The sequence below is a fragment of the Pseudomonas persica genome (genome assembly GCF_900291015.1).
Classification (GTDB): Bacteria; Pseudomonadota; Gammaproteobacteria; order Pseudomonadales; family Pseudomonadaceae; genus Aquipseudomonas.
The window spans coordinates 166,919-184,734 of record NZ_OLKL01000011.1 but is presented as its reverse complement, the minus strand read 5'-3'; the positions used below and the strand labels follow the sequence as shown (position 1 = coordinate 184,734).

Sequence of the window (17,816 nt, the reverse complement as noted above, 5' to 3'; positions counted from 1 at the left end):
GACTCGCTGCGATCTCTCGTAGCGGGAGGCGAATCATACAGCGTTTAGAAGCGCTGTCAACCATCATCTCAACCGCTGGCGATCAGTCGATCGTAGCGCTTCCGGCTTCTTCTGAACTATTTAACTCATTGAATTTCAAGGAGTTTGTCGTTCCGATGCCGCTGGAAGTGGGGCGCATTATAAGGGGATTCGAAAGGCCGTCAACCGTTAATTTCAAGAAAGTGAAATATAAGGGCAAAAGACCGCATCAAGGCCACCAGGTGTTCGCCACAACACCTTCTGCGCCTTCGAGATCGGGCGGCGCTCGATCTCACAGGCGCTAAAGCCCCCAATGCAGACACCTCTCAAGAACAACACGATCTTATGACAGGCCCGAACTCCACCTACTTTCTGACCACATCACCCGTGAATTGGCTTGTAAGGTCATTTGTCGTCGACGAAACACTGTTCAACAATATTCATGCGAGCTATGCGATAAACGGCGCTCCGGCAGAAGAACGATGACCATGATGGATAAACGTAGCGGCAAAGGCCTTTCCTTCGTCAAACGCATCTACCTGCCGCGCGTCATCGGCCTGGGGATCGGCCTGTTCAGCGTCATGGCCGCCATGGCTCCGCTGTCACCGCCTACCTGGGTATGGCTGCTGGTGCTGTTCAACGGCCTGCTGTGGCCGCATCTGGCCTACCTGTGGGCAGCCCGTTCGACCGCACCCTACCAGGCAGAACAGCGCAACCTTGTGCTGGACTCCCTGATGGGTGGGTTCTGGACCGCCGCGATGCACTTCAACCCATTGCCCAGCGTAACCGTGCTGTCGATGATGACCATGAACAACGTCGCCGCCGGCGGCAAACGCATGGTCTTTCGCGGGGTGCTGGCCCAGCTGGCCGGCATACTCGTCGCCATCCTGCTGCTCGGCCCCGGCCTGCAACTGAACGCCACGCCCCTGCAGGTCTATGCCTGCCTGCCGATGCTGACACTCTATCCGCTGGCGCTGGGCTGGGTCTGCTACCAGCTGGCGATCAAACTCGCCGACCACAAGCGCCGCCTGAGCGCCCTGAGCCTCACCGACAGCCTGACCGGCTTGCTCAACCATGGCGCCTGGAAAGACCTGCTGCTGCTGAAGTTCCAGGCCTGCCAGCAGCAACAGGGGCACGCGGTGATTGCCCTGATCGACATCGACCACTTCAAGACCATCAACGACACCTTCGGCCACGTGGTCGGCGACTGTGTGTTGCGCCAGCTCAGCGCCGAACTGCGGCGCAACCTGCGCGAAGGCGACCAGGCCGGGCGCTACGGCGGTGACGAATTCTGCGTGATTCTGCCGGACACCAGCGAGGCCCAAGCCTGCCAGGCCATGGAGCGCCTGCGCGAGCGGGTCGCCAGCTACCGCAACCCGCAGCTGCCGCACCTGCGCATCAGCCTGAGCATCGGCCTGTCGGCATTCGAGGCCAGCCTGGAGTCACCCGAGCACTGGCTCGAACAGGCGGACAAGGCGCTATACACCGCCAAGCATGCTGGCCGCGACCAGATCAATTTTTGCCCACAGCGACGCTGCGACGCGCAGGCTGGCCTATCCTGATTGAACCTCCCTCCTGACTGCCTGGCGGGAGGCTGCCTGAAGGAGCCGCGCGCGCATGGCCAGGATCGCCAACCCTCCACCCGCTAGCCCCACACCGCGCTTCCAGGTGCGTCGACTCATTGTCGGCTTCAGTGCAGTTTTCGGCCTGGCCTGCCTGGTCATCCTCGGCGCCCTGTTCAATATCGCGGGTACTCTTGACCATCAAGAGCGCCAACGCAGTGCCTTGCAGGCGACCAAGGCCCTGGAGCAACGGCTGCTCGCCTCGCGCCAGTTCCTGTCCAGCTACGCCGTTTGGGATGCGGCCTTCGAGCACCTGGCGGGCCAGGTCGACTGGAAATGGGCCTACGAAGAAAAGAATGTGGGCGAGTCGCTGTACAGCGCCAGCGGCTATGAAGGGGTGTTCGTGGTGGAGGACGCACGCACCACCTATGCCTTGTTCAAAGGCCAGCCTACCCAGGCAGCGGCCAATACCTATATTGATGCAGCGCTTCAGCCAATCATCGACCAGGCCCGGGCGGCGGCGATCCCACGTGAACAGATCACTCGTTTCGTCCTGTTCAATGGTTGGCCGGCCGTGCTCAGTGCTGCGGCGGTGCGCCCGGACCGGGATGTTACCGATAGCGAGGTGAGCCAGGCGCCGGTGATGCTGTTCGTCGACCAGCTCACCGAGGACAAGCTGGCGCAGCTGAGCAGCAGTGCCGGCCTGACCGGCATGCACGTGGAAAACGATGATGTGGGTGAGCACGGCCACCTGCGCCTCGACCTCGGCGATACCGGCTACCACCTGTCCTGGAGCAGCCCGCTGCCAGGGCATCAGTTGCTGCAGGCGGTGTTGCCCCCACTGACAGGTACCTTGCTGATACTCGGCCTGATCATGCTGTACCTGTTCCGCCATGCCTTGCGCAGTTCGCGGGCGATCGACCTCACGCTCGCCCATCTGCAGCAGAGCAACCAGGCCCTGGAGGCCAGCGAGCAGCGTTTTCGTGCGGTGGCCGAGTCGGCCTCCGACTGGATCTGGGAAACCGATCGGCAACAACGCCTGACCTACCTGTCGCAACGCTTTGTCAACGTCACCGGCTACCCGGTGGACGACTGGCTCGGCCAGCCGCTCAATCAGTTGCTGGCCTGCGATACCACGCCGCTCTCGCCATGGCTGGATGCCCTGGCCGCGGCCGACCCGCAACAACTGGCCAACCTGCGCTGCACCTACCGCGACCAGAATGGCCAGAACCGCTATTGCCGGATTTCGGCCCGCGCCATCTGGTACGACGACAAGCCCGTCGGCTATCGCGGCACTGCCAGCGACATCACCGACGAAGTCGACGCCCATGCGCGCATCCAGCACCTGTCGCTGCACGACCCACTGACCGGGCTGGCCAACCGCAACAAGCTCGCCCGGCACCTCGAGCAGGCACTGTTGCGAGGCAGCGATTCACCACCACTGACCTTGCTGCTGCTGGACCTGGATAACTTCAAGCCGATCAACGATTCTCTCGGCCACCCCGCCGGTGATGCCGTGCTGCAGGAGGTAGCAACACGCCTGCGCGACAGCACCCGCGATGGCGACATGGTCGCGCGCCTGGGCGGCGACGAGTTCATCCTGGTGCTCAGCGGTATGGACAACCGCAGCGAGATCGACCGCTTCTGTGCGCGCCTGATCAGCCTGCTGCAGCAACCGATCGTCTTCGATAGCCAGCCCCTGCACGTTGGCGCCAGCATCGGTGTCGCCCAGACCCGCACCCAGGGCTTCGATGCCGGCGAACTGATCCGCTGCGCCGATATCGCCCTGTACCAGGCCAAGGCCGACGGCAAGAACACCTGGCGCTATTTCGCTGCCGAAATGAACCAGCAGATACAGTACCGCCGCCAGTTGGAGAACGACATGCGGCGAGCCCTGCGCAACCAGGAGTTCGAGCTGCATTACCAGCCGCGCTACCGCCTCAGCGACCTGCGTATCGTCGCGGTCGAGGCCTTGCTGCGCTGGCAACATCCGCAGGAGGGGTTGCTGGGGCCGGACACCTTCATCCCGTTGGCCGAGCAGAGCGACATCATTGTCGCGCTGGGCCGCTGGGTGCTGCGCGAAGCTTGCCGCACCGCCCACGACTGGCCCGCCGACGTGCTGGTTTCGGTGAACCTGTCGCCTGCGCAATTCCTGCGCAGCGATGTGGTGGCCGATGTACGCGAGATCCTGCTGGAAACCGCCTTCCCTGCCCAGCGCCTGGAGCTGGAAATTACCGAGAACGTGATGCTCAACGACATCGAAGGCGCGCTGGGCACCATGCTGTCGCTCAAGGAGCTGGGCGTGCGCCTGAACATGGACGACTTCGGCACCGGCTACTCATCGCTGGGCTACCTGCGCACCTACCCGTTCGACAGCATCAAGATCGACAAGCGCTTCATCGGCGGGCTGAACAACACCGGCGGCAGCGACCGCGCCGTGGTCCAGGCCATCATCAACCTGGGCGAAGCGATGGGGCTGACGGTGACGGCCGAGGGAGTGGAGTGCGAGCAGCAGCTCAGGGCACTGCAGAAGGACCATTGCCATGAAGTGCAGGGCTATTACATGAGCCGGCCGCTGGACAGTGCGGGGCTCCAGGCGTTGTTGCAGCAGGCTTCCCAGCGCTCGGCACCCTACCTGTAGCGCGGAGCAACTTGTTGCTTCGCGCCGAGGACTCCCACAGGGATTTTCAGCAAGCCTGCTGCAAGCTGCGCTCAGCCACGATTTCCGGCAGGTCGCGCCGGCGCAGGTAGGTGCGTAGCGGTTCACCGATGTTCAAGCGGTCATCCACATGCTGCGCCAGCAACAGCGCCAGCCGTTCACGACACAGGGCCATGCGCTGCCCTTGCTCGGGCCGCCAGACAAACTCGCTGCAGGGCGTGATACTGGCATCGGCCACGTCCATGCCGAACGAATCTTCGGAAAAACGCACGATATGCACACCGCGCTTGCCATGAAAACCGACAAAGCCCTTGAGCTGGTCGGCAGCGTTGCAGATGTCCTGGGAAGTGATGGCCATGACGTAACCTCGCAATGAAAGCGGAAGATACGCACGCCAGGCGGGAAAGGGTCGCCTCTGCCGGGCAACTCGTGACTGGCAGCCTAACGCAAGCCGCCGCACCGGCGCTATGCTTTTCATCGATCAGCGGCCACCGTCAACCTGCGAACGCAGCACCTCGCCCAGCCACTGCATGAATGCCTGCACCCGGCGGGGTACGTGGCGTTGCCGGGCATACAGCAGTGACACCGGCATGGCCGGGGCCTGCCAGCGTTCCAGTAGCGAAACCAGCTCACCGCGCTGCAGGTGCTCGGCCACGCCCACCGCCGGCACCTGGATCAGCCCCAGCCCGGCCAGGCAGGCCGCCGAGTAGGCCTCGGCATTGTTGACCGTGACCACGCCGGCCATGGCCTGGAAGTGCAGTTCACCGCCCTGCAGGTATTCGAAACCAGCGCTGCGCGCCCCCAGGGTGCGCACATAATGCACCAGGTGGTGCTCGGCCAGGTCCTGCAGCGTGCGCGGCACGCCATAGCGGGCCAGGTAGGCGGGGCTTGCACAGTTGCGCATGCTCAGTTGCCCGACCCGGCGCGCCACCACGTCCAGGTCATGCAGGGCCCCAATGCGCATCACGCAATCGAAGCCTTCACGCAGCAGGTCGACTTGGCGGTCGGTGCAACTGAGCTCAATCTCCAGCCGCGGGAAGCGCTGCAGAAACTGCGGCAGCGCCGGGATGATGACCCGGCGGGCCATCATGGTCGGCAGGTCGACCCGCAGGCGCCCGGCCAGTTCGGCATCGTCGGCACGGAACAGGGTCTCGATCTCGTCCATGCCCGACAGCAGGTCCTTGCTGCGCTCGTACAGCAAGGCACCATCCTGGGTTGCCTGCACCCGGCGGGTGGTGCGGTTGAACAACTGCGTACCCAGCAAACGCTCCAGCGCCCTGACCTGCTCCGACACGGTCGAACGTGGCAGCCCCAGGCTTTCGGCAGCCAGGGTGAAACTGCTGACCTCACTGACCCGCACAAAGGTACGCAACAACTCCAGCTTGTTCACTTGCGGCCTCGACTATCCGGTTTTACCGAACAGTATTTCCAAATTTGCCGGATTTAACAGCACCGCGCCGACCAATAACCTGTGCTCATCAGCCCACCATGAGGTTTTCACCATGACCCGCAAGATTGTCCTGATCACTGGCGCCAGCCGCGGCCTGGGCCGCAACGCTGCCGAACACCTGGCTGCACGCGGCATCGATGTCATCGGCACTTACCACAGCAAGGCGGAGGAAGCCCAGGCCGTGACCGCCCGGCTGGAGCAGGCCGGGGTCAAGGCCGCCATGCTGCAACTGGACGTCAGCAATAGCGCCAGCTTTGCCGGTTTTGCCGAACGCCTGGGCGCAACCCTGCAGCAACACTTCGGCCGCGAGCGGTTCGACTTCCTGGTGAACAATGCCGGGATCGGCTTGAACGTGCCGTATACCGAAACCAGCGAGGCGCAATTCGACCAGTTGCTGAACATCCAGCTGAAAGGGCCGTTCTTCCTCACCCAGCGCCTGCTGCCGTTGCTGGTCGACAATGGTCGCATCGTCAACATTTCCACCGGCCTGGCGCGCTTTGCGCTGCCGGGGTACGCCGCTTATGCCGCGATGAAGGGAGCGATGGAGGTACTGACCCGCTACCAGGCCAAGGAACTGGGGTCACGTGGCATTCGCGTGAACATTCTGGCGCCGGGGGCGATCGAGACTGATTTTGGTGGCGGTGTGGTGCGGGATAACCGCCAGGTGAATGAGTACATTGCCAGCAACACGGCGCTGGGGCGGGTGGGCTTGCCGGATGATATCGGGGCAGCGATTGCGCTGTTGCTGGATGATGGCAATGGCTGGATTACCGGGCAGCGGCTGGAGGTGTCGGGCGGGATGTTCCTCTGAATTGTTTTGTTTGGGGCCACTTTGCGGCCCCCGGCCTCACTGCTCATGCACCTGCACACTCGCCGTCATCCCCGCACTCAGGGTCACCCCCTCCGGCACCTGGTCCAGGCGAATCCTCACCGGTATCCGCTGCGCCAGGCGCACCCAGTTGAAGGTCGGCTCAACCTCCGGCAGCAACTGGCTGTCCGGGTTGCTGTTGCGGTCGGTGATACCGCGGCTGATGCTCTCAACATGCCCTTGCATCGGCTCGCCCGCGCCCATCAGCCACACCTTCACCGCATCCCCCACGCGAATGCGCGGCAGCTTGGTTTCCTCGAAATAAGCCTGGATATAAAAGGTTGAATCGTCCACCAGGGCCATCACCGACTCCCCGGTGTTCACATAGTTGCCCTCTGCCAGGCGCAGGTTGGTGATATGCCCGCTGCGCGGTGCGCGCACTTCACTGCGCGCCAGGTTGATTTTGGCAACCTGCAACTGCGCCTCGGCCTCATGCAGCTCACCGCGGGCGATGGCCGCATTGATCTGGGCGTTTTCCCGCAATTCGGCACTGATAGCCTCCGGCCCCAGGGCGGTACGCCGGGCCGCTTCACGCTCGCGCAGGCGCAGTTGCTGGGTGCGGGTCTCGGTCACGGCACTGGCCTGGTCGAAGGCCGCCTGGAAGCGTTCGCGGTCGATGCTCATCAGCACGTCGCCGGCCTTGACCTGCTGGTTGTCACGGGCTTTCAGCTCGCGCACCCAGCCAGACACATCAGGGGCGATCACCACCACATCGGCGCGCACACGGGCATCGCGGGTCCAGGGGGTGAGCATATAGTATTGCCACAGCTGATAGCCGGCGAACACGGCAAGGGCCACCACACACAAGGTGACCAAGGTACGTACGGCCGCACGCATCGAAACACTCCTTTACAAGGTTCCCAGCAGTCGCACCACCAGGAACAACACACAAACGAACAGCGCCGCGTCGAACAGCGCTTCATGCCAGATCCAGCGCCCCAACGGCGTGGCCTGCACCACCAGACGCAGCAACCCGGTAAGCACCAGCGCCAGCAACACATACACCAGAAAGGGACTGAACAGCACGCCGCCTACTTCCCACTCACGCAACCCCATGGGCTTCCTCCTGCCAGCGGCACCACTTGCCCCAGCTTTTCTGCAATTGCAGCACCGCCCCTTCGGCCAACCGCAGCGGATCGCTGGAGGGTAGCCGGCGCAAGGCGTCAATGAACTGTTCGCTGGCGGCATCCAGGCGCTGACCACGCCCGGGCGCCGGCCCCTTGGCCAGCACTGCCTCTACCTGCTGCAGGTATTGGCGCTCGGCCTGCCCCAGCGGGGCCTGGGCGACCGCCAGGCACATGCGCAGGTGCACCAGTTCATCGCCGATATCCAGGCCGTGCAGGCCGTCGTCCCAGCGCTTGCGTTCGCGCTCGGGCAGTTCGCCCGCATGCCGCGCCAGTTGCATCAGGCGGTCGGCCATGCGCCCGCCAAACCAGCTGTCGGCCCCGCGCAGGTCGCGCCGGGTCAGGCGCACCAGGTCGTTCTGGGTCGCCGCGCGCAGGCGCCGGCCCAGCCAGGCCGGGTGGCGAAACACCAACAAACGGAAGGCCATCACCGCCGCCGACACCCCCACCAGCATGGCCAAGGCACTGTTGAGCATGGTGGCTACGCCGAACTGCATGGCGTTGAGCGGCGACACCAGCACGATGAAGTGCAGGCAATAGGAAGTGGCCGTGGCCCCGGTCCGTGGATGAGCCATGCCCAGCGCCCCCAGAAACAGCGGCACGCCCATGCCCAGGCAGAGCATGGCGAAGCTGCTCCATTGCGGCAGCAGAATCTGCCCGACCAGAAACGCCGCGGGTATCGCCAGGAAGATCCCGCGCAAAAAGCTCAAGCCGATCTGTGCACCGTTCTCGCGGCTGGCGAACAGGCTGCAGACCACACAGGTCAGCACCAGGCCACCCGGTGCCGAAGGCCAGGCGGTGGCCAGCCAGAAGCCGCTCATTACCAGAAAGGCCAGCGCACTGCGTGAGCCGAACAGCAAGGCCAGCGACCAGTCGCGGTGCGCGGCCAGGCCCTGTGGGACATCCTTGGGCGCCCTGCCCGCCTCCACATCCTCCAGCGCCTGGCTAGCGGCCATGGCGTAATCCAGCAGCAGCGCCATGCGCGCCAGGCAGAAGTGCTCCGCCGGACTGATCTGCTCATCGTGGGCGGCATCCCAGACGCGCTGGCGCAGCAACAACAGGCTGGGCTGGTCGGGCTTGCCCAGCAGTGCACGCACCTCCTCCAGCCAGGCTGCCAGATGTTCGGCTTCGCGCTCATCAAGTTGCCGCCACTGTCGGCGCACCGAGCGGGAGATGCGCAGCAGCACCATCAGTTTCTGGCTCAGGCCACGAATGGCACGGGCACGCTGGCGCCCGCGATTGCCTTCGAACCAGGCGTGTTCGCGTTGGCTGTCGATGGCAACGATACGCCCCAGGCTTTCCAGTAAACCTTTGCGCGCCTCGTCTTCGCCACCCAGCATGGCACTGGCGGCCTGCAGGCCGTTCTGCCAGGCCTGGCGGGCCTGCCCGCCCAGTTGCTGCTCTACCCGCATGGGCCAGAGCAAGGCACTGCTGGCAGTGGCACAGAAGATACCCAGGCAGATCTCGGTGCAGCGCGCCACGGCCTGGTCGAACACCTGCAACGGGTGGTCGATGGCCGGCAGGGCGATGATCGCCGCGGTGTAGCCAGCCAGCACGAAGGCATAGGCCCAGGCGCTACGCAGCTGAGTGGAGGCGGCGGTGCACAGGGCCAGCCACAGGGCCAAGGTGAGCAGGAACAGGCCGGGGGTCTGGGCGAACAGGCCGATGAACAGCACCGACATGAGCGTGCCGACCAAGGTCCCGGCCAGCCGCGCCAGGCCTTTCTGCACCACCATGCCCGAGAGCGGCTGGGCGACGATGAAAGCTGTCATCAGCGCCCAGGACGGTTGCTCCAGGCCCCAGCGCATCGCCAGCCACAACGCCAGGCCGCCACCGAGCAGGGTCTTGATGGCGAACTTGAGGGCGAGGCTGCTGGGGGCGAACAGGGCCTGGAGGGTGATGGGCACGAGGCGGACCTTGCGGGAGATAATCTTGTAGAAAGATAGACAATGGTGGGAAGGATAAAGTGGAAACAACTAATTAGCTAGCTAATCATCTTTATTGCGGGCCAGCACAGGCAAAGCAAAAAATCCCAGGCAAAAAAAATGGGCGACCGAAGTCGCCCTAAATGCCTTGCGTGCTCGTGTACCCGGAAGGTCAGCGCGGCTTGCGCTTGTTCGAGTCCTTCCAGATGAAAATGCCCAGACCGGCAAAGAAGACGACCATCAACCCGACCGTTACCACTCCGGCGATAACCACGTTGTCGAAGAACATGCTGGCCTCCCCATTCGTTTGCCGTTGTCCGATGGGGGCAAGTTAACCAATGTGCGGGCGGGGAAAATTGATCGGTGTCAATGGTGCCCGGGGCCGGGCACGCGAGGCGGGTGCAGGGTTGACCTGCGTCAAGTTTCAGCGCTTCTTCGGCTTGCCCTTGGGCTTCTTTTTCTTGGCGCTGTTCAACGGCAGGGCCTGCTCGAACGCATTGCGCATTTCGTTCAGGCGCTTTTCCTTGAGGTCGTGGGCGCGCTTGGCGCGTTCGGCATCGAAATCGATGAGGTTGTCTTGGCTCATGGGTCGGCTCGACGATCAACTGAGACTTGCATGATGAAGCCAGGCGCAGGCGCTGACCAGCCCCGCGTCAGACTTCGATATCCACCAGCAGCCCCTGGCGGACGTGCTCGCCCATCAACGGTGCCACCGGCACGGTGTTGTCGGCGTTGACCTCGTCACCTGGCATCGCACTGTAGCGTTCGTCGTCGCCCTTCTGTCGGCGTTGCTGCTGGCGGCGCTGCTCATCGCGCAGCAGCAGGGCCTGCTCCTGCGGGTCACGCTGGTGCTTGAGGTCGATGGCACTTTCACCGGATGCAGGCTGCGTCGGCACCACCGGTTTGATGTCAGGGGTCGGCTTGACCGGGTCCTGTTGCGAGGTCACCGGGGCGGCACTGAGCGGAATGATCGGCGGCAGCATGGACGTTCTCCTATGCCCCCTGTATCGGCAGGCGCGATTTTACCTTGATGGCATGCGCAAGACTTATTCGGCTTGGTCGTCAGGGTCGTCGTCGCCTGGCGGGCTGGCCTCGCTCCAGGGCCGCTTGTACACCTGCTGCCAGACCGCGTCCATGTGCTCGCGCAGCACCTGCGGCGCGCTTTTGAGCGAAGCGCTGTCCTCGCGCTCACCACCGATCGGCTCTTCACCTGCCGGGGTAATCAGCGACTGCCCGGTGATGCTGTAGCTGGCCTGCCCTTCACGCATCTCGATGGCGATGTCGTGCGGGTCGATGCTGCCGCCGCAGAAGGCGTGGCTGGCAACCGTCACCTCGGCGATGCCGTCCTTGTTCAGGTCGCCAACATCGCTGACATCATTATAGAAGTCCACATCCAGATCCAGGCCCGGGCAGGTGGTTTCCTGCTCGATCTGCCAGCGTGCCTTGAACGCGTCGTTTTCGGCGCTGCGCCCGTACAGCGTGGCCTTGAGTACCACCTTGTCCACCTCCTGCTCGCTTTCCGGGTCGCTGGCCTGGCCATCGCTGCGGCTCAATACCAGCAGGCCTTCACCGTCGCGGTCACGAAAATGCACGCTCTTGATCGGCGTCTGCACGCCCAGTACCTCAAGCTGCTCCATCGGGATGGCGGGCAAGGTCTCGTAGTTTTTCTGCTCGCAGGCGGCCAATAGCAACAGGCTGCCCACGGCCATCGAAGTGCTGATCCAGCGGTGCTTGGCAGACATGTTGATCCGGGGCCCTCGTCGGCAGCACGGTGGGGGGCGATGAAGCGGCTAGACTGTTGCACTACCTATCGCACTTCGGCACCTTTCGATGCGCGCGGCACTTTGGTCTGACCGGCCGATCCGTTAACATAATCGGCTTTTTCATCGCGGGAGTTCAGGCAGTATGGCGCAGCAGTATCAACCGGGGCAACGCTGGATCAGCGACAGCGAAGCCGAGCTCGGCCTGGGTACCATCCTGGCGCAGGATGGCCGCCTGTTGACCGTGCTTTACCCGGCCACTGGCGACACCCGCCAGTATTCCCTGCGCAATGCGCCGCTGACCCGCGTGCGCTTCTCGCCAGGTGACCAGATCACCCACTTCGAAGGCTGGAAGCTGACCGTGCGCGAGGTCGAGGACATCGACGGGCTGATGGTCTACCACGGCCTGGACGGGCAGAACCAGCCGCGCACCCTGCCAGAAACCCAGCTGTCGAACTTCATCCAGTTCCGCCTGGCCAGCGACCGCCTGTTCGCCGGGCAGATCGATCCGCTGTCGTGGTTCAGCCTGCGCTACAACACCCTGCAGCACACCAGCAAGCAGATGCAGTCGGCGCTGTGGGGCCTGGGCGGCTGCCGCGCCCAACCCATCGCCCACCAGTTGCACATCGCCCGCGAAGTCGCCGACCGCAGCGCACCGCGCGTTTTGCTGGCCGACGAAGTGGGCCTGGGTAAAACCATCGAGGCCGGCCTGGTGATCCACCGCCAGCTGCTGTCGGGCCGCGCCAGTCGCGTCCTGATCCTGGTGCCGGAAAACCTCCAGCACCAGTGGCTGGTGGAAATGCGCCGCCGCTTCAACCTGCAGGTAGCCCTGTTCGACGCCGAGCGCTTCATTGAAAGCGACGCCAGCAACCCGTTCGAGGATGCCCAGCTGGCGCTGGTGGCCCTGGAGTGGCTGGTCGACGACGAAAGAGCCCAGGACGCGCTGTTCGCCGCCGGCTGGGACCTGATGGTGGTGGACGAAGCCCATCACCTGGTCTGGCATGAAGACCAGGTCAGCGCCGAATACGGCCTGGTCGAACAGCTGGCCCAGGTGATCCCGGGCGTGCTGCTGCTCACTGCCACCCCCGAACAGCTCGGCCAGGACAGCCACTTCGCCCGCCTGCGCCTGCTCGACCCCAACCGTTTCCACGACCTGGCCGCCTTCCGCGCCGAGAGCGAGCACTATCGCCCGGTGGCCGAAGCCGTACAGGAACTGCTCGACGAAGGCCGCCTGTCGCCCAAGGCCCACGCCACCATCCACGGCTTCCTGGGTGCCGAAGGCGAAGCCCTGCTGGCCGCGGTCAGCGACGGCGATACCCAGGCCAGCGCGCGCCTGATCCGTGAGTTGCTCGACCGCCACGGCACCGGCCGCGTGCTGTTCCGTAACACCCGCGCGGCGATTCAGGGCTTCCCTGAGCGTCAGCTGCACCCTTACCCACTGGCCACGCCCGAGCAATACCGCGACTTGCCAGCCGGCGAGCATGCCGAGCTGTACCCGGAAGTCGCCTTCCAGGCCCAGGGCGAGGTGGCCGACGACGAGCGCTGGTGGCGTTTCGACCCGCGCGTCGACTGGCTGATCGACACCCTGAAGATGCTCAAGCGCACCAAGGTGCTGGTGATCTGCGCCCATGCCGAAACCGCGATGGACCTGGAAGACGCCCTGCGCGTGCGCTCCGGCATCCCGGCCTCGGTGTTCCATGAAGGCATGAGCATCCTCGAGCGCGACCGCGCCGCCGCCTACTTCGCCGACGAAGAGTTCGGTGCGCAGGTGCTGATCTGCTCCGAGATCGGCAGCGAGGGCCGCAACTTCCAGTTTGCCCACCATCTGGTGATGTTCGACCTGCCGGCGCACCCGGACCTGCTCGAACAGCGCATCGGCCGCCTCGACCGTATCGGCCAGAAGCACACCATCCAGCTGCATATCCCGTACCTGCAGGACAGCCCGCAAGAGCGCCTGTTCCAGTGGTACCACGAAGGCCTCAATGCCTTCCTCAACACCTGCCCTACCGGCAACGCCCTGCAGCACCAGTTCGGCCCACGCCTGCTGCCACTGCTCGAAGGCGGTGAAGGCAAGGCCTGGGAGGCCCTGGTGGCCGACGCCCGCAGCGAGCGCGAACGCCTGGAAGCCGAACTGCATACCGGCCGTGACCGCCTGCTGGAGCTCAACTCCGGTGGTGCCGGCGAAGGCCAGGCGCTGGTCGAGGCCATTCTCGAACAGGACGACCAGTTCGCCCTGCCGATTTACATGGAAACCCTGTTCGACGCCTTTGGCATCGACAGCGAAGACCATTCCGAGAACGCCCTGATCCTCAAACCGAGCGAGAAGATGCTCGACGCCAGCTTCCCGCTGGGCGACGACGAAGGCGTGACCATCACCTACGACCGTGGCCAGGCGCTGTCGCGCGAGGACATGCAGTTCCTCACCTGGGAGCACCCGATGGTGCAAGGCGGCATGGACCTGGTGCTGTCCGGCTCGATGGGCAACACCGCCGTGGCGCTGATCAAGAACAAGGCGCTCAAACCCGGCACCGTGCTGCTTGAGCTGCTGTTCGTCAGCGAAGTGGTGGCACCGCGCAGCCTGCAACTGGGCCGTTACCTGCCACCGGCGGCATTGCGCTGCCTGCTCGATGCCAACGGCAACGACCTGGCGTCCCGCGTGGCCTTCGAAACCCTCAACGACCAACTCGAGAGCGTGCCGCGCGCCAGTGCCAACAAGTTCGTCCAGGCCCAGCGTGACGTGCTGGCCCAGCGTATCAGCAGTGGTGAGACCAAGGTCATGCCGACCCACATCGAACGCGTGGCCGAGGCTCAGCGACGCTTGACGGCGGAAACCGACGAAGAATTGGCCCGCCTGGTCGCCCTGCAAGCGGTCAACCCGAGCGTGCGCGACAGCGAGATCGAGGCGCTGCGCAAGCAGCGCGAAGAGGGCCTGGCGATGCTGGAGAAAGCGGCATTACGCCTGGAAGCCATTCGCGTGCTGGTGGCTGGCTGAGGGGGCAGGCGCCGAGGTGGCTGGCACCGGCGTCGCCGGTGTTCGCGGGTAAACCCGCTCCCACAGGTACAACGTATGCCTTCAGCCCGGCGCGATCTCTGTAGGAGCGGGCATGCCCGCTCCCACAGGGGCCGTGTTCCGGACCCGCATGCATATTCCTCGCTGCGATCAGGCTGATAACCAAATCGTAGAAATCAATGTGCCATTAGTCAGGAAGGCTTAATCACCTCTTTCTATACTGCCTCTGGACAGTCTGCACAGGGTGGTAGCGCAGACGAGTGAAAACTCGATCAAGAGGCATTCCATGGAATGGCTGGGGCTGCAACTGTTCGCCGACCTGCCGGCAACCGGGCGCATCGTCATCGATTGCCGGCATGAACCGTTCCTGGTTCTGCTCGCCTACTTCGTCGCCTGTGCGGCCTGCTTCGCCACACTGGACATGGCCGAGCGCCAATCCCACAGCGAAGACCCCACCGCCCACCGACAATGGAACATGCTCGGTGCCTGCTGCCTGGCAGGTGGCATCTGGGCCATGCACTTCATCAGCGTGCTGGCCTTCCAGGCGCCAGTGGAAGTGCACTACGACGCGTCCCTGACCATCCTGTCGCTGCTCATCGCCCTGGCCGTCGCCTGGCTGGCCATGCACAGCCTCGACCGCAGCCAGATGCGCACACACCATTACCTGCAAAGTGCAGTGCTGATCGGCCTGGGTATCATTCTCATGCACTTCGTCGGCATGGCCGCCCTGGAAACCGGCGCCCGCCAGTACTACCAGACCGGCCTGCTGCTGGCCTCGACCAGCATTGCCCTGCTCACCAGTCTGACGGCACTGTGCCTGGCCCGCTACTTCCGTCATGGCAGCGGTACCCTGCACCAGGCCATGAAGTACGGCGCCAGCCTGCTGATGGCCGGCGGCATCGTCGCCACCCACTTCACCGCAATGTCAGCCATGACCCTGGTCATCCCGGCCGACACCGCCCTGCGCCTGCCCTCTGGCGACAACAGTCTGCAACTGGGGCTGGGCATCGGCTTCATCACCCTGCTGATCAGTGGTGCCAGCATCAGTAGCGCACTGGCCGACAAGAAACTGCAAAGCAAGGAACACGACCTGCGCCGGGTCAGCGTGCTGCTCAGCCAACTGGACCAGGCCCGCGCTTCGCTGCAGCAGGCCGCGCATTACGATGCCCTGACCAACCTGGTCAACCGCCGCGGTTTCAACCAGGTGTTCGCCGAACGCCTGGCCGAACACCAGGCCACGGCAAGCCGCCTGGCGGTGATGTTCCTCGACATCGACCATTTCAAACGCATCAACGACAGCCTCGGCCACGACGCCGGCGACCAACTGCTCAAAGTGATCGCCAGCCACATCAAGGCCGCCACCCGTAACCACGACCTGGTCGCGCGCTTTGGCGGCGACGAGTTTTGCGTGGTCACCAGCCTCAACAGTCGCGACGAAGCCCGCCACCTGGCCCAGCGCATCATGCAAAGGATGAAGGAGCCCATCGACCTGGGCGGCCGACGCATGGTCATGACCACCAGCATCGGCATCAGCATCTTCCCCGACGACGGCACCACCGCCGAAGAGCTGCTCAAGCATGCCGATCTCGCCCTGTACCAGTCCAAGGGCAGCGGGCGCAACAGCCTGAACTTCTTCAACGACGGCCTGAAAACCCGGGCCTCGATTGCCTTGCAGCTGGAAGAAGAACTGCGCCTGGCCCTGCTCGAGGAGCATGGGCTGTGCGTGCACTACCAGCCGATCTTCGACCTGCGCAACAGGCAAGTGGCCAAACTGGAAGCCCTGGTGCGCTGGCAACACCCGCAACACGGCGTGCTCGGCCCCGAGCGTTTTGTCGCCATTGCCGAAGCCAATGGCCTGATCATCGACCTCGACCTGTGGGTGCTGCGCCATGCCTGCGCCGACCTGGCCTACCTGCAGCGCCACGGCTACGACAGCCTCAAGGTCACGGTCAATTGCTCGGCCGTCACCCTCAGCCACGACGAATTGCCCAACGAAGTGGAGAAGGCGCTGTTCCACGCCGGGCTCGCGCCCTGGCAGCTGGAGCTGGAAGTGACCGAGAACGCCCTGATGGGTGACATCCAGCGCACGGTCAACCTGCTCAAGCGCGTGCGCGCTCTGGGCGTGGCGCTGTCAATCGATGACTTCGGCACCGGCTACTCGTCACTGGCCTACCTCAAGCGCCTGCCGCTGGACGTGCTGAAGATCGACCGCAGCTTCCTGCAGGATGTGCCGGCCAGCCAGAAGGACCGCGAAATCGCCCAGGCGATCATCGTCATGGCGCATACCCTGCATTTGCAGGTGGTCAGCGAGGGCGTGGAAACCGCCGAACAGCTGGCGTTCCTCGAAGCCCACGGCTGCGACTACCTGCAGGGCTACCTGCTGGGCCGCCCGGAGCCGCTGGCCGAACTGCGGCCGCTGTTGGAGCGGCTGCAGCACCAGAGCGGTGTGTTCAACCCTTGCTGCGGTACAGTTCAACCAGGGTCGCCGGATCTTTTTGCAGGTACCCCTGGCTTGCATGCAGGCGCATCAATTGCGCAGCGAGGCCACTGAGCGGCGTCGCCGAGCCTTGCTCGCGGGAGAACTTGACCGCACCATCAAGATCCTTGAGCAGCGTGCGCACGTGCCATTTGATCGGCTCAAAGCGGCTCTCGGCCATTTGCGGTGCGAGGATCTGCAGCGGTTTGGAATCGGCAAAGCCGCCAGCCAGCGCTTCGGCAATCAGCGTCGCGTCGACCCCGGATTGTTCAGCCAAGGCCACCACTTCGGCGATCACCAGGGCATTGCAGGCCACGATCATCTGGTTGCAGGCCTTGGTCACCTGGCCCGCGCCCACCGCCCCCATGTGCGTCACGCGCTGGCCAAGTACCTGCAGCACCGGGCGAGCGCGCTGCAGGTCGGCCGCCTCGCCACCGACCATGATCGCCAGGGTGCCGGCTTCGGCCCCGGGCGTGCCACCGGACACTGGCGCATCCAGCCAGGCCATGCCGCTCAGCGCCGCCAGTTCGGCAGCCATTTCACGGGTGGCGGTGGGCTCCAGGCTGGAGAAATCGATCAGCAGCTGGCCGCGGCGCCCGCCCTGGGCGATGCCTTGCTCGCCGAACACCACCTCGCGCACCACGGCAGTGTCGGCCAGGCACAGCAGCAGCATGTCGCTGTCGCGGCACAGTTCGGCAGGGCTGCTGGCCAGGCGCGCGCCGGCGGCGACCAGTGCGGCGCACTTGTCCGGGCTGCGGTTCCACACGGTCAGCGGGTAGCCCGCGGCCAACAGGCGCCGGCACATGGGCAGGCCCATCAGGCCGATGCCGGCGAATCCAAGCGAAGGTAGTACAGTGCTCATCAATGACTCCTGACTATTTCGAATAACCGGGGGCTGCCTTGCAGCCCCCCATTACGCATCCCGTAAACTGTTACCGCCACGCCGAATTGTTACTTCCCTCTA

At 64.3% G+C, this 17,816-nt stretch carries 15 protein-coding genes and 1 pseudogene; 6 read left to right on the top strand and 10 right to left on the bottom strand.

Going from position 1 to position 17,816, the window contains the following annotated elements:
- The 3 genes and pseudogenes from FQ664_RS27490 to FQ664_RS06475 form a co-directional block, all read left to right on the top strand.
- The coding region (locus FQ664_RS27490; RefSeq protein ID WP_218570401.1) for a hypothetical protein at positions 1-323 on the top strand (323 nt) is incomplete at its 5' end.
- Positions 324-509: 186 nt separating this feature from the next.
- Positions 510-1,584: pseudogene (locus FQ664_RS06480) on the top strand (diguanylate cyclase).
- 51 nt (positions 1,585-1,635) lie between these two features.
- Positions 1,636-4,221, top strand: coding sequence for a bifunctional diguanylate cyclase/phosphodiesterase (locus tag FQ664_RS06475; protein WP_144170941.1), 2,586 nt, complete (start codon positions 1,636-1,638; stop codon positions 4,219-4,221).
- 46 nt (positions 4,222-4,267) lie between these two features.
- Here the strand turns inward: FQ664_RS06475 and FQ664_RS06470 are convergent, their stop codons facing one another.
- Together FQ664_RS06470 and FQ664_RS06465 are read right to left on the bottom strand one after the other, a co-directional pair.
- Positions 4,268-4,597, bottom strand: a complete 330-nt coding sequence (locus FQ664_RS06470; RefSeq protein WP_144170940.1) for a DUF2025 family protein — start codon at positions 4,595-4,597, stop codon at positions 4,268-4,270.
- 123 nt (positions 4,598-4,720) lie between these two features.
- The gene (locus FQ664_RS06465) at positions 4,721-5,629 is read right to left on the bottom strand and encodes a LysR family transcriptional regulator (protein ID WP_144170938.1); all 909 of its coding nucleotides are present in this window, start codon (positions 5,627-5,629) and stop codon (positions 4,721-4,723) included.
- A gap of 112 nt (positions 5,630-5,741) precedes the next feature.
- Here FQ664_RS06465 and FQ664_RS06460 point away from each other — a divergent pair, with 112 nt between their 5' ends.
- Complete coding sequence (locus FQ664_RS06460) at positions 5,742-6,500, top strand: SDR family NAD(P)-dependent oxidoreductase (protein WP_144170936.1); 759 nt, start codon at positions 5,742-5,744, stop codon at positions 6,498-6,500.
- 36 nt (positions 6,501-6,536) lie between these two features.
- On the opposite strand, the gene FQ664_RS06455 is transcribed toward FQ664_RS06460, so the two are convergent.
- The 7 genes from FQ664_RS06455 to FQ664_RS06435 form a co-directional block, all read right to left on the bottom strand.
- A complete protein-coding gene (locus FQ664_RS06455; protein WP_144170934.1) occupies positions 6,537-7,394 on the bottom strand; it encodes an efflux RND transporter periplasmic adaptor subunit in 858 nt (285 codons plus the stop codon).
- A gap of 12 nt (positions 7,395-7,406) precedes the next feature.
- Entirely contained in the window at positions 7,407-7,613 is a 207-nt protein-coding gene (locus FQ664_RS06450) for a DUF1656 domain-containing protein (protein WP_063913097.1), read from the bottom strand.
- Complete coding sequence (locus FQ664_RS06445) at positions 7,600-9,588, bottom strand: FUSC family protein (RefSeq protein ID WP_144170932.1); 1,989 nt, start codon at positions 9,586-9,588, stop codon at positions 7,600-7,602. Before FQ664_RS06445 ends, FQ664_RS06450 begins: the two co-directional genes overlap by 14 nt.
- Positions 9,589-9,778: 190 nt before the next feature.
- Positions 9,779-9,895: a cytochrome c oxidase subunit CcoM gene (gene ccoM, locus FQ664_RS28025; RefSeq protein ID WP_025340347.1), complete on the bottom strand. Its 117-nt coding sequence runs from the start codon at positions 9,893-9,895 to the stop codon at positions 9,779-9,781.
- A 135-nt stretch (positions 9,896-10,030) separates the two neighbouring features.
- On the bottom strand, positions 10,031-10,192 hold the full coding sequence (locus FQ664_RS27195) for a hypothetical protein (protein WP_178090953.1): 162 nt from the start codon (positions 10,190-10,192) through the stop codon (positions 10,031-10,033).
- Between the two features lie 67 nt (positions 10,193-10,259).
- Positions 10,260-10,589: an aspartate-semialdehyde dehydrogenase gene (locus FQ664_RS06440; RefSeq protein ID WP_085590175.1), complete on the bottom strand. Its 330-nt coding sequence runs from the start codon at positions 10,587-10,589 to the stop codon at positions 10,260-10,262.
- A 63-nt stretch (positions 10,590-10,652) separates the two neighbouring features.
- Positions 10,653-11,348 (bottom strand): M949_RS01915 family surface polysaccharide biosynthesis protein, encoded by a 696-nt coding sequence (locus tag FQ664_RS06435; RefSeq protein WP_144170930.1) that lies wholly within the window; start codon positions 11,346-11,348, stop codon positions 10,653-10,655.
- Between the two features lie 163 nt (positions 11,349-11,511).
- Between FQ664_RS06435 and rapA the strand changes: the two genes are divergently transcribed.
- Both rapA and FQ664_RS06425 read left to right on the top strand, forming a co-directional pair.
- Entirely contained in the window at positions 11,512-14,358 is a 2,847-nt protein-coding gene (gene rapA, locus FQ664_RS06430) for an RNA polymerase-associated protein RapA (protein ID WP_144170928.1), read from the top strand.
- Between the two features lie 304 nt (positions 14,359-14,662).
- Positions 14,663-16,927, top strand: coding sequence for a putative bifunctional diguanylate cyclase/phosphodiesterase (locus tag FQ664_RS06425; RefSeq protein ID WP_144170926.1), 2,265 nt, complete (start codon positions 14,663-14,665; stop codon positions 16,925-16,927).
- Here the strand turns inward: FQ664_RS06425 and FQ664_RS06420 are convergent.
- Positions 16,827-17,714 (bottom strand): NAD(P)-dependent oxidoreductase, encoded by an 888-nt coding sequence (locus tag FQ664_RS06420; RefSeq protein WP_144170924.1) that lies wholly within the window; start codon positions 17,712-17,714, stop codon positions 16,827-16,829. The genes FQ664_RS06425 and FQ664_RS06420 overlap by 101 nt on opposite strands.
- Positions 17,715-17,816 lie beyond the last annotated feature (102 nt).

Excerpts from the sequence above, each read along its gene's own strand:
- FQ664_RS06435 (WP_144170930.1), bottom strand. The coding sequence starts at position 11,348 with ATGTCTGCCAAGCACCGCTGGATCAGCACTTCGATGGCCGTGGGCAGC.
- FQ664_RS06425 (WP_144170926.1), top strand. The coding sequence starts at position 14,663 with ATGGAATGGCTGGGGCTGCAACTGTTCGCCGACCTGCCGGCAACCGGG.
- FQ664_RS06460 (WP_144170936.1), top strand. The coding sequence starts at position 5,742 with ATGACCCGCAAGATTGTCCTGATCACTGGCGCCAGCCGCGGCCTGGGC.
- FQ664_RS06455 (WP_144170934.1), bottom strand. The coding sequence starts at position 7,394 with ATGCGTGCGGCCGTACGTACCTTGGTCACCTTGTGTGTGGTGGCCCTT.
- FQ664_RS06475 (WP_144170941.1), top strand. The coding sequence starts at position 1,636 with ATGGCCAGGATCGCCAACCCTCCACCCGCTAGCCCCACACCGCGCTTC.
- FQ664_RS06440 (WP_085590175.1), bottom strand. The coding sequence starts at position 10,589 with ATGCTGCCGCCGATCATTCCGCTCAGTGCCGCCCCGGTGACCTCGCAA.
- FQ664_RS06450 (WP_063913097.1), bottom strand. The coding sequence starts at position 7,613 with ATGGGGTTGCGTGAGTGGGAAGTAGGCGGCGTGCTGTTCAGTCCCTTT.
- FQ664_RS06470 (WP_144170940.1), bottom strand. The coding sequence starts at position 4,597 with ATGGCCATCACTTCCCAGGACATCTGCAACGCTGCCGACCAGCTCAAG.
- FQ664_RS27195 (WP_178090953.1), bottom strand. The coding sequence starts at position 10,192 with ATGAGCCAAGACAACCTCATCGATTTCGATGCCGAACGCGCCAAGCGC.
- rapA (WP_144170928.1), top strand. The coding sequence starts at position 11,512 with ATGGCGCAGCAGTATCAACCGGGGCAACGCTGGATCAGCGACAGCGAA.
- FQ664_RS06420 (WP_144170924.1), bottom strand. The coding sequence starts at position 17,714 with ATGAGCACTGTACTACCTTCGCTTGGATTCGCCGGCATCGGCCTGATG.
- ccoM (WP_025340347.1), bottom strand. The coding sequence starts at position 9,895 with ATGTTCTTCGACAACGTGGTTATCGCCGGAGTGGTAACGGTCGGGTTG.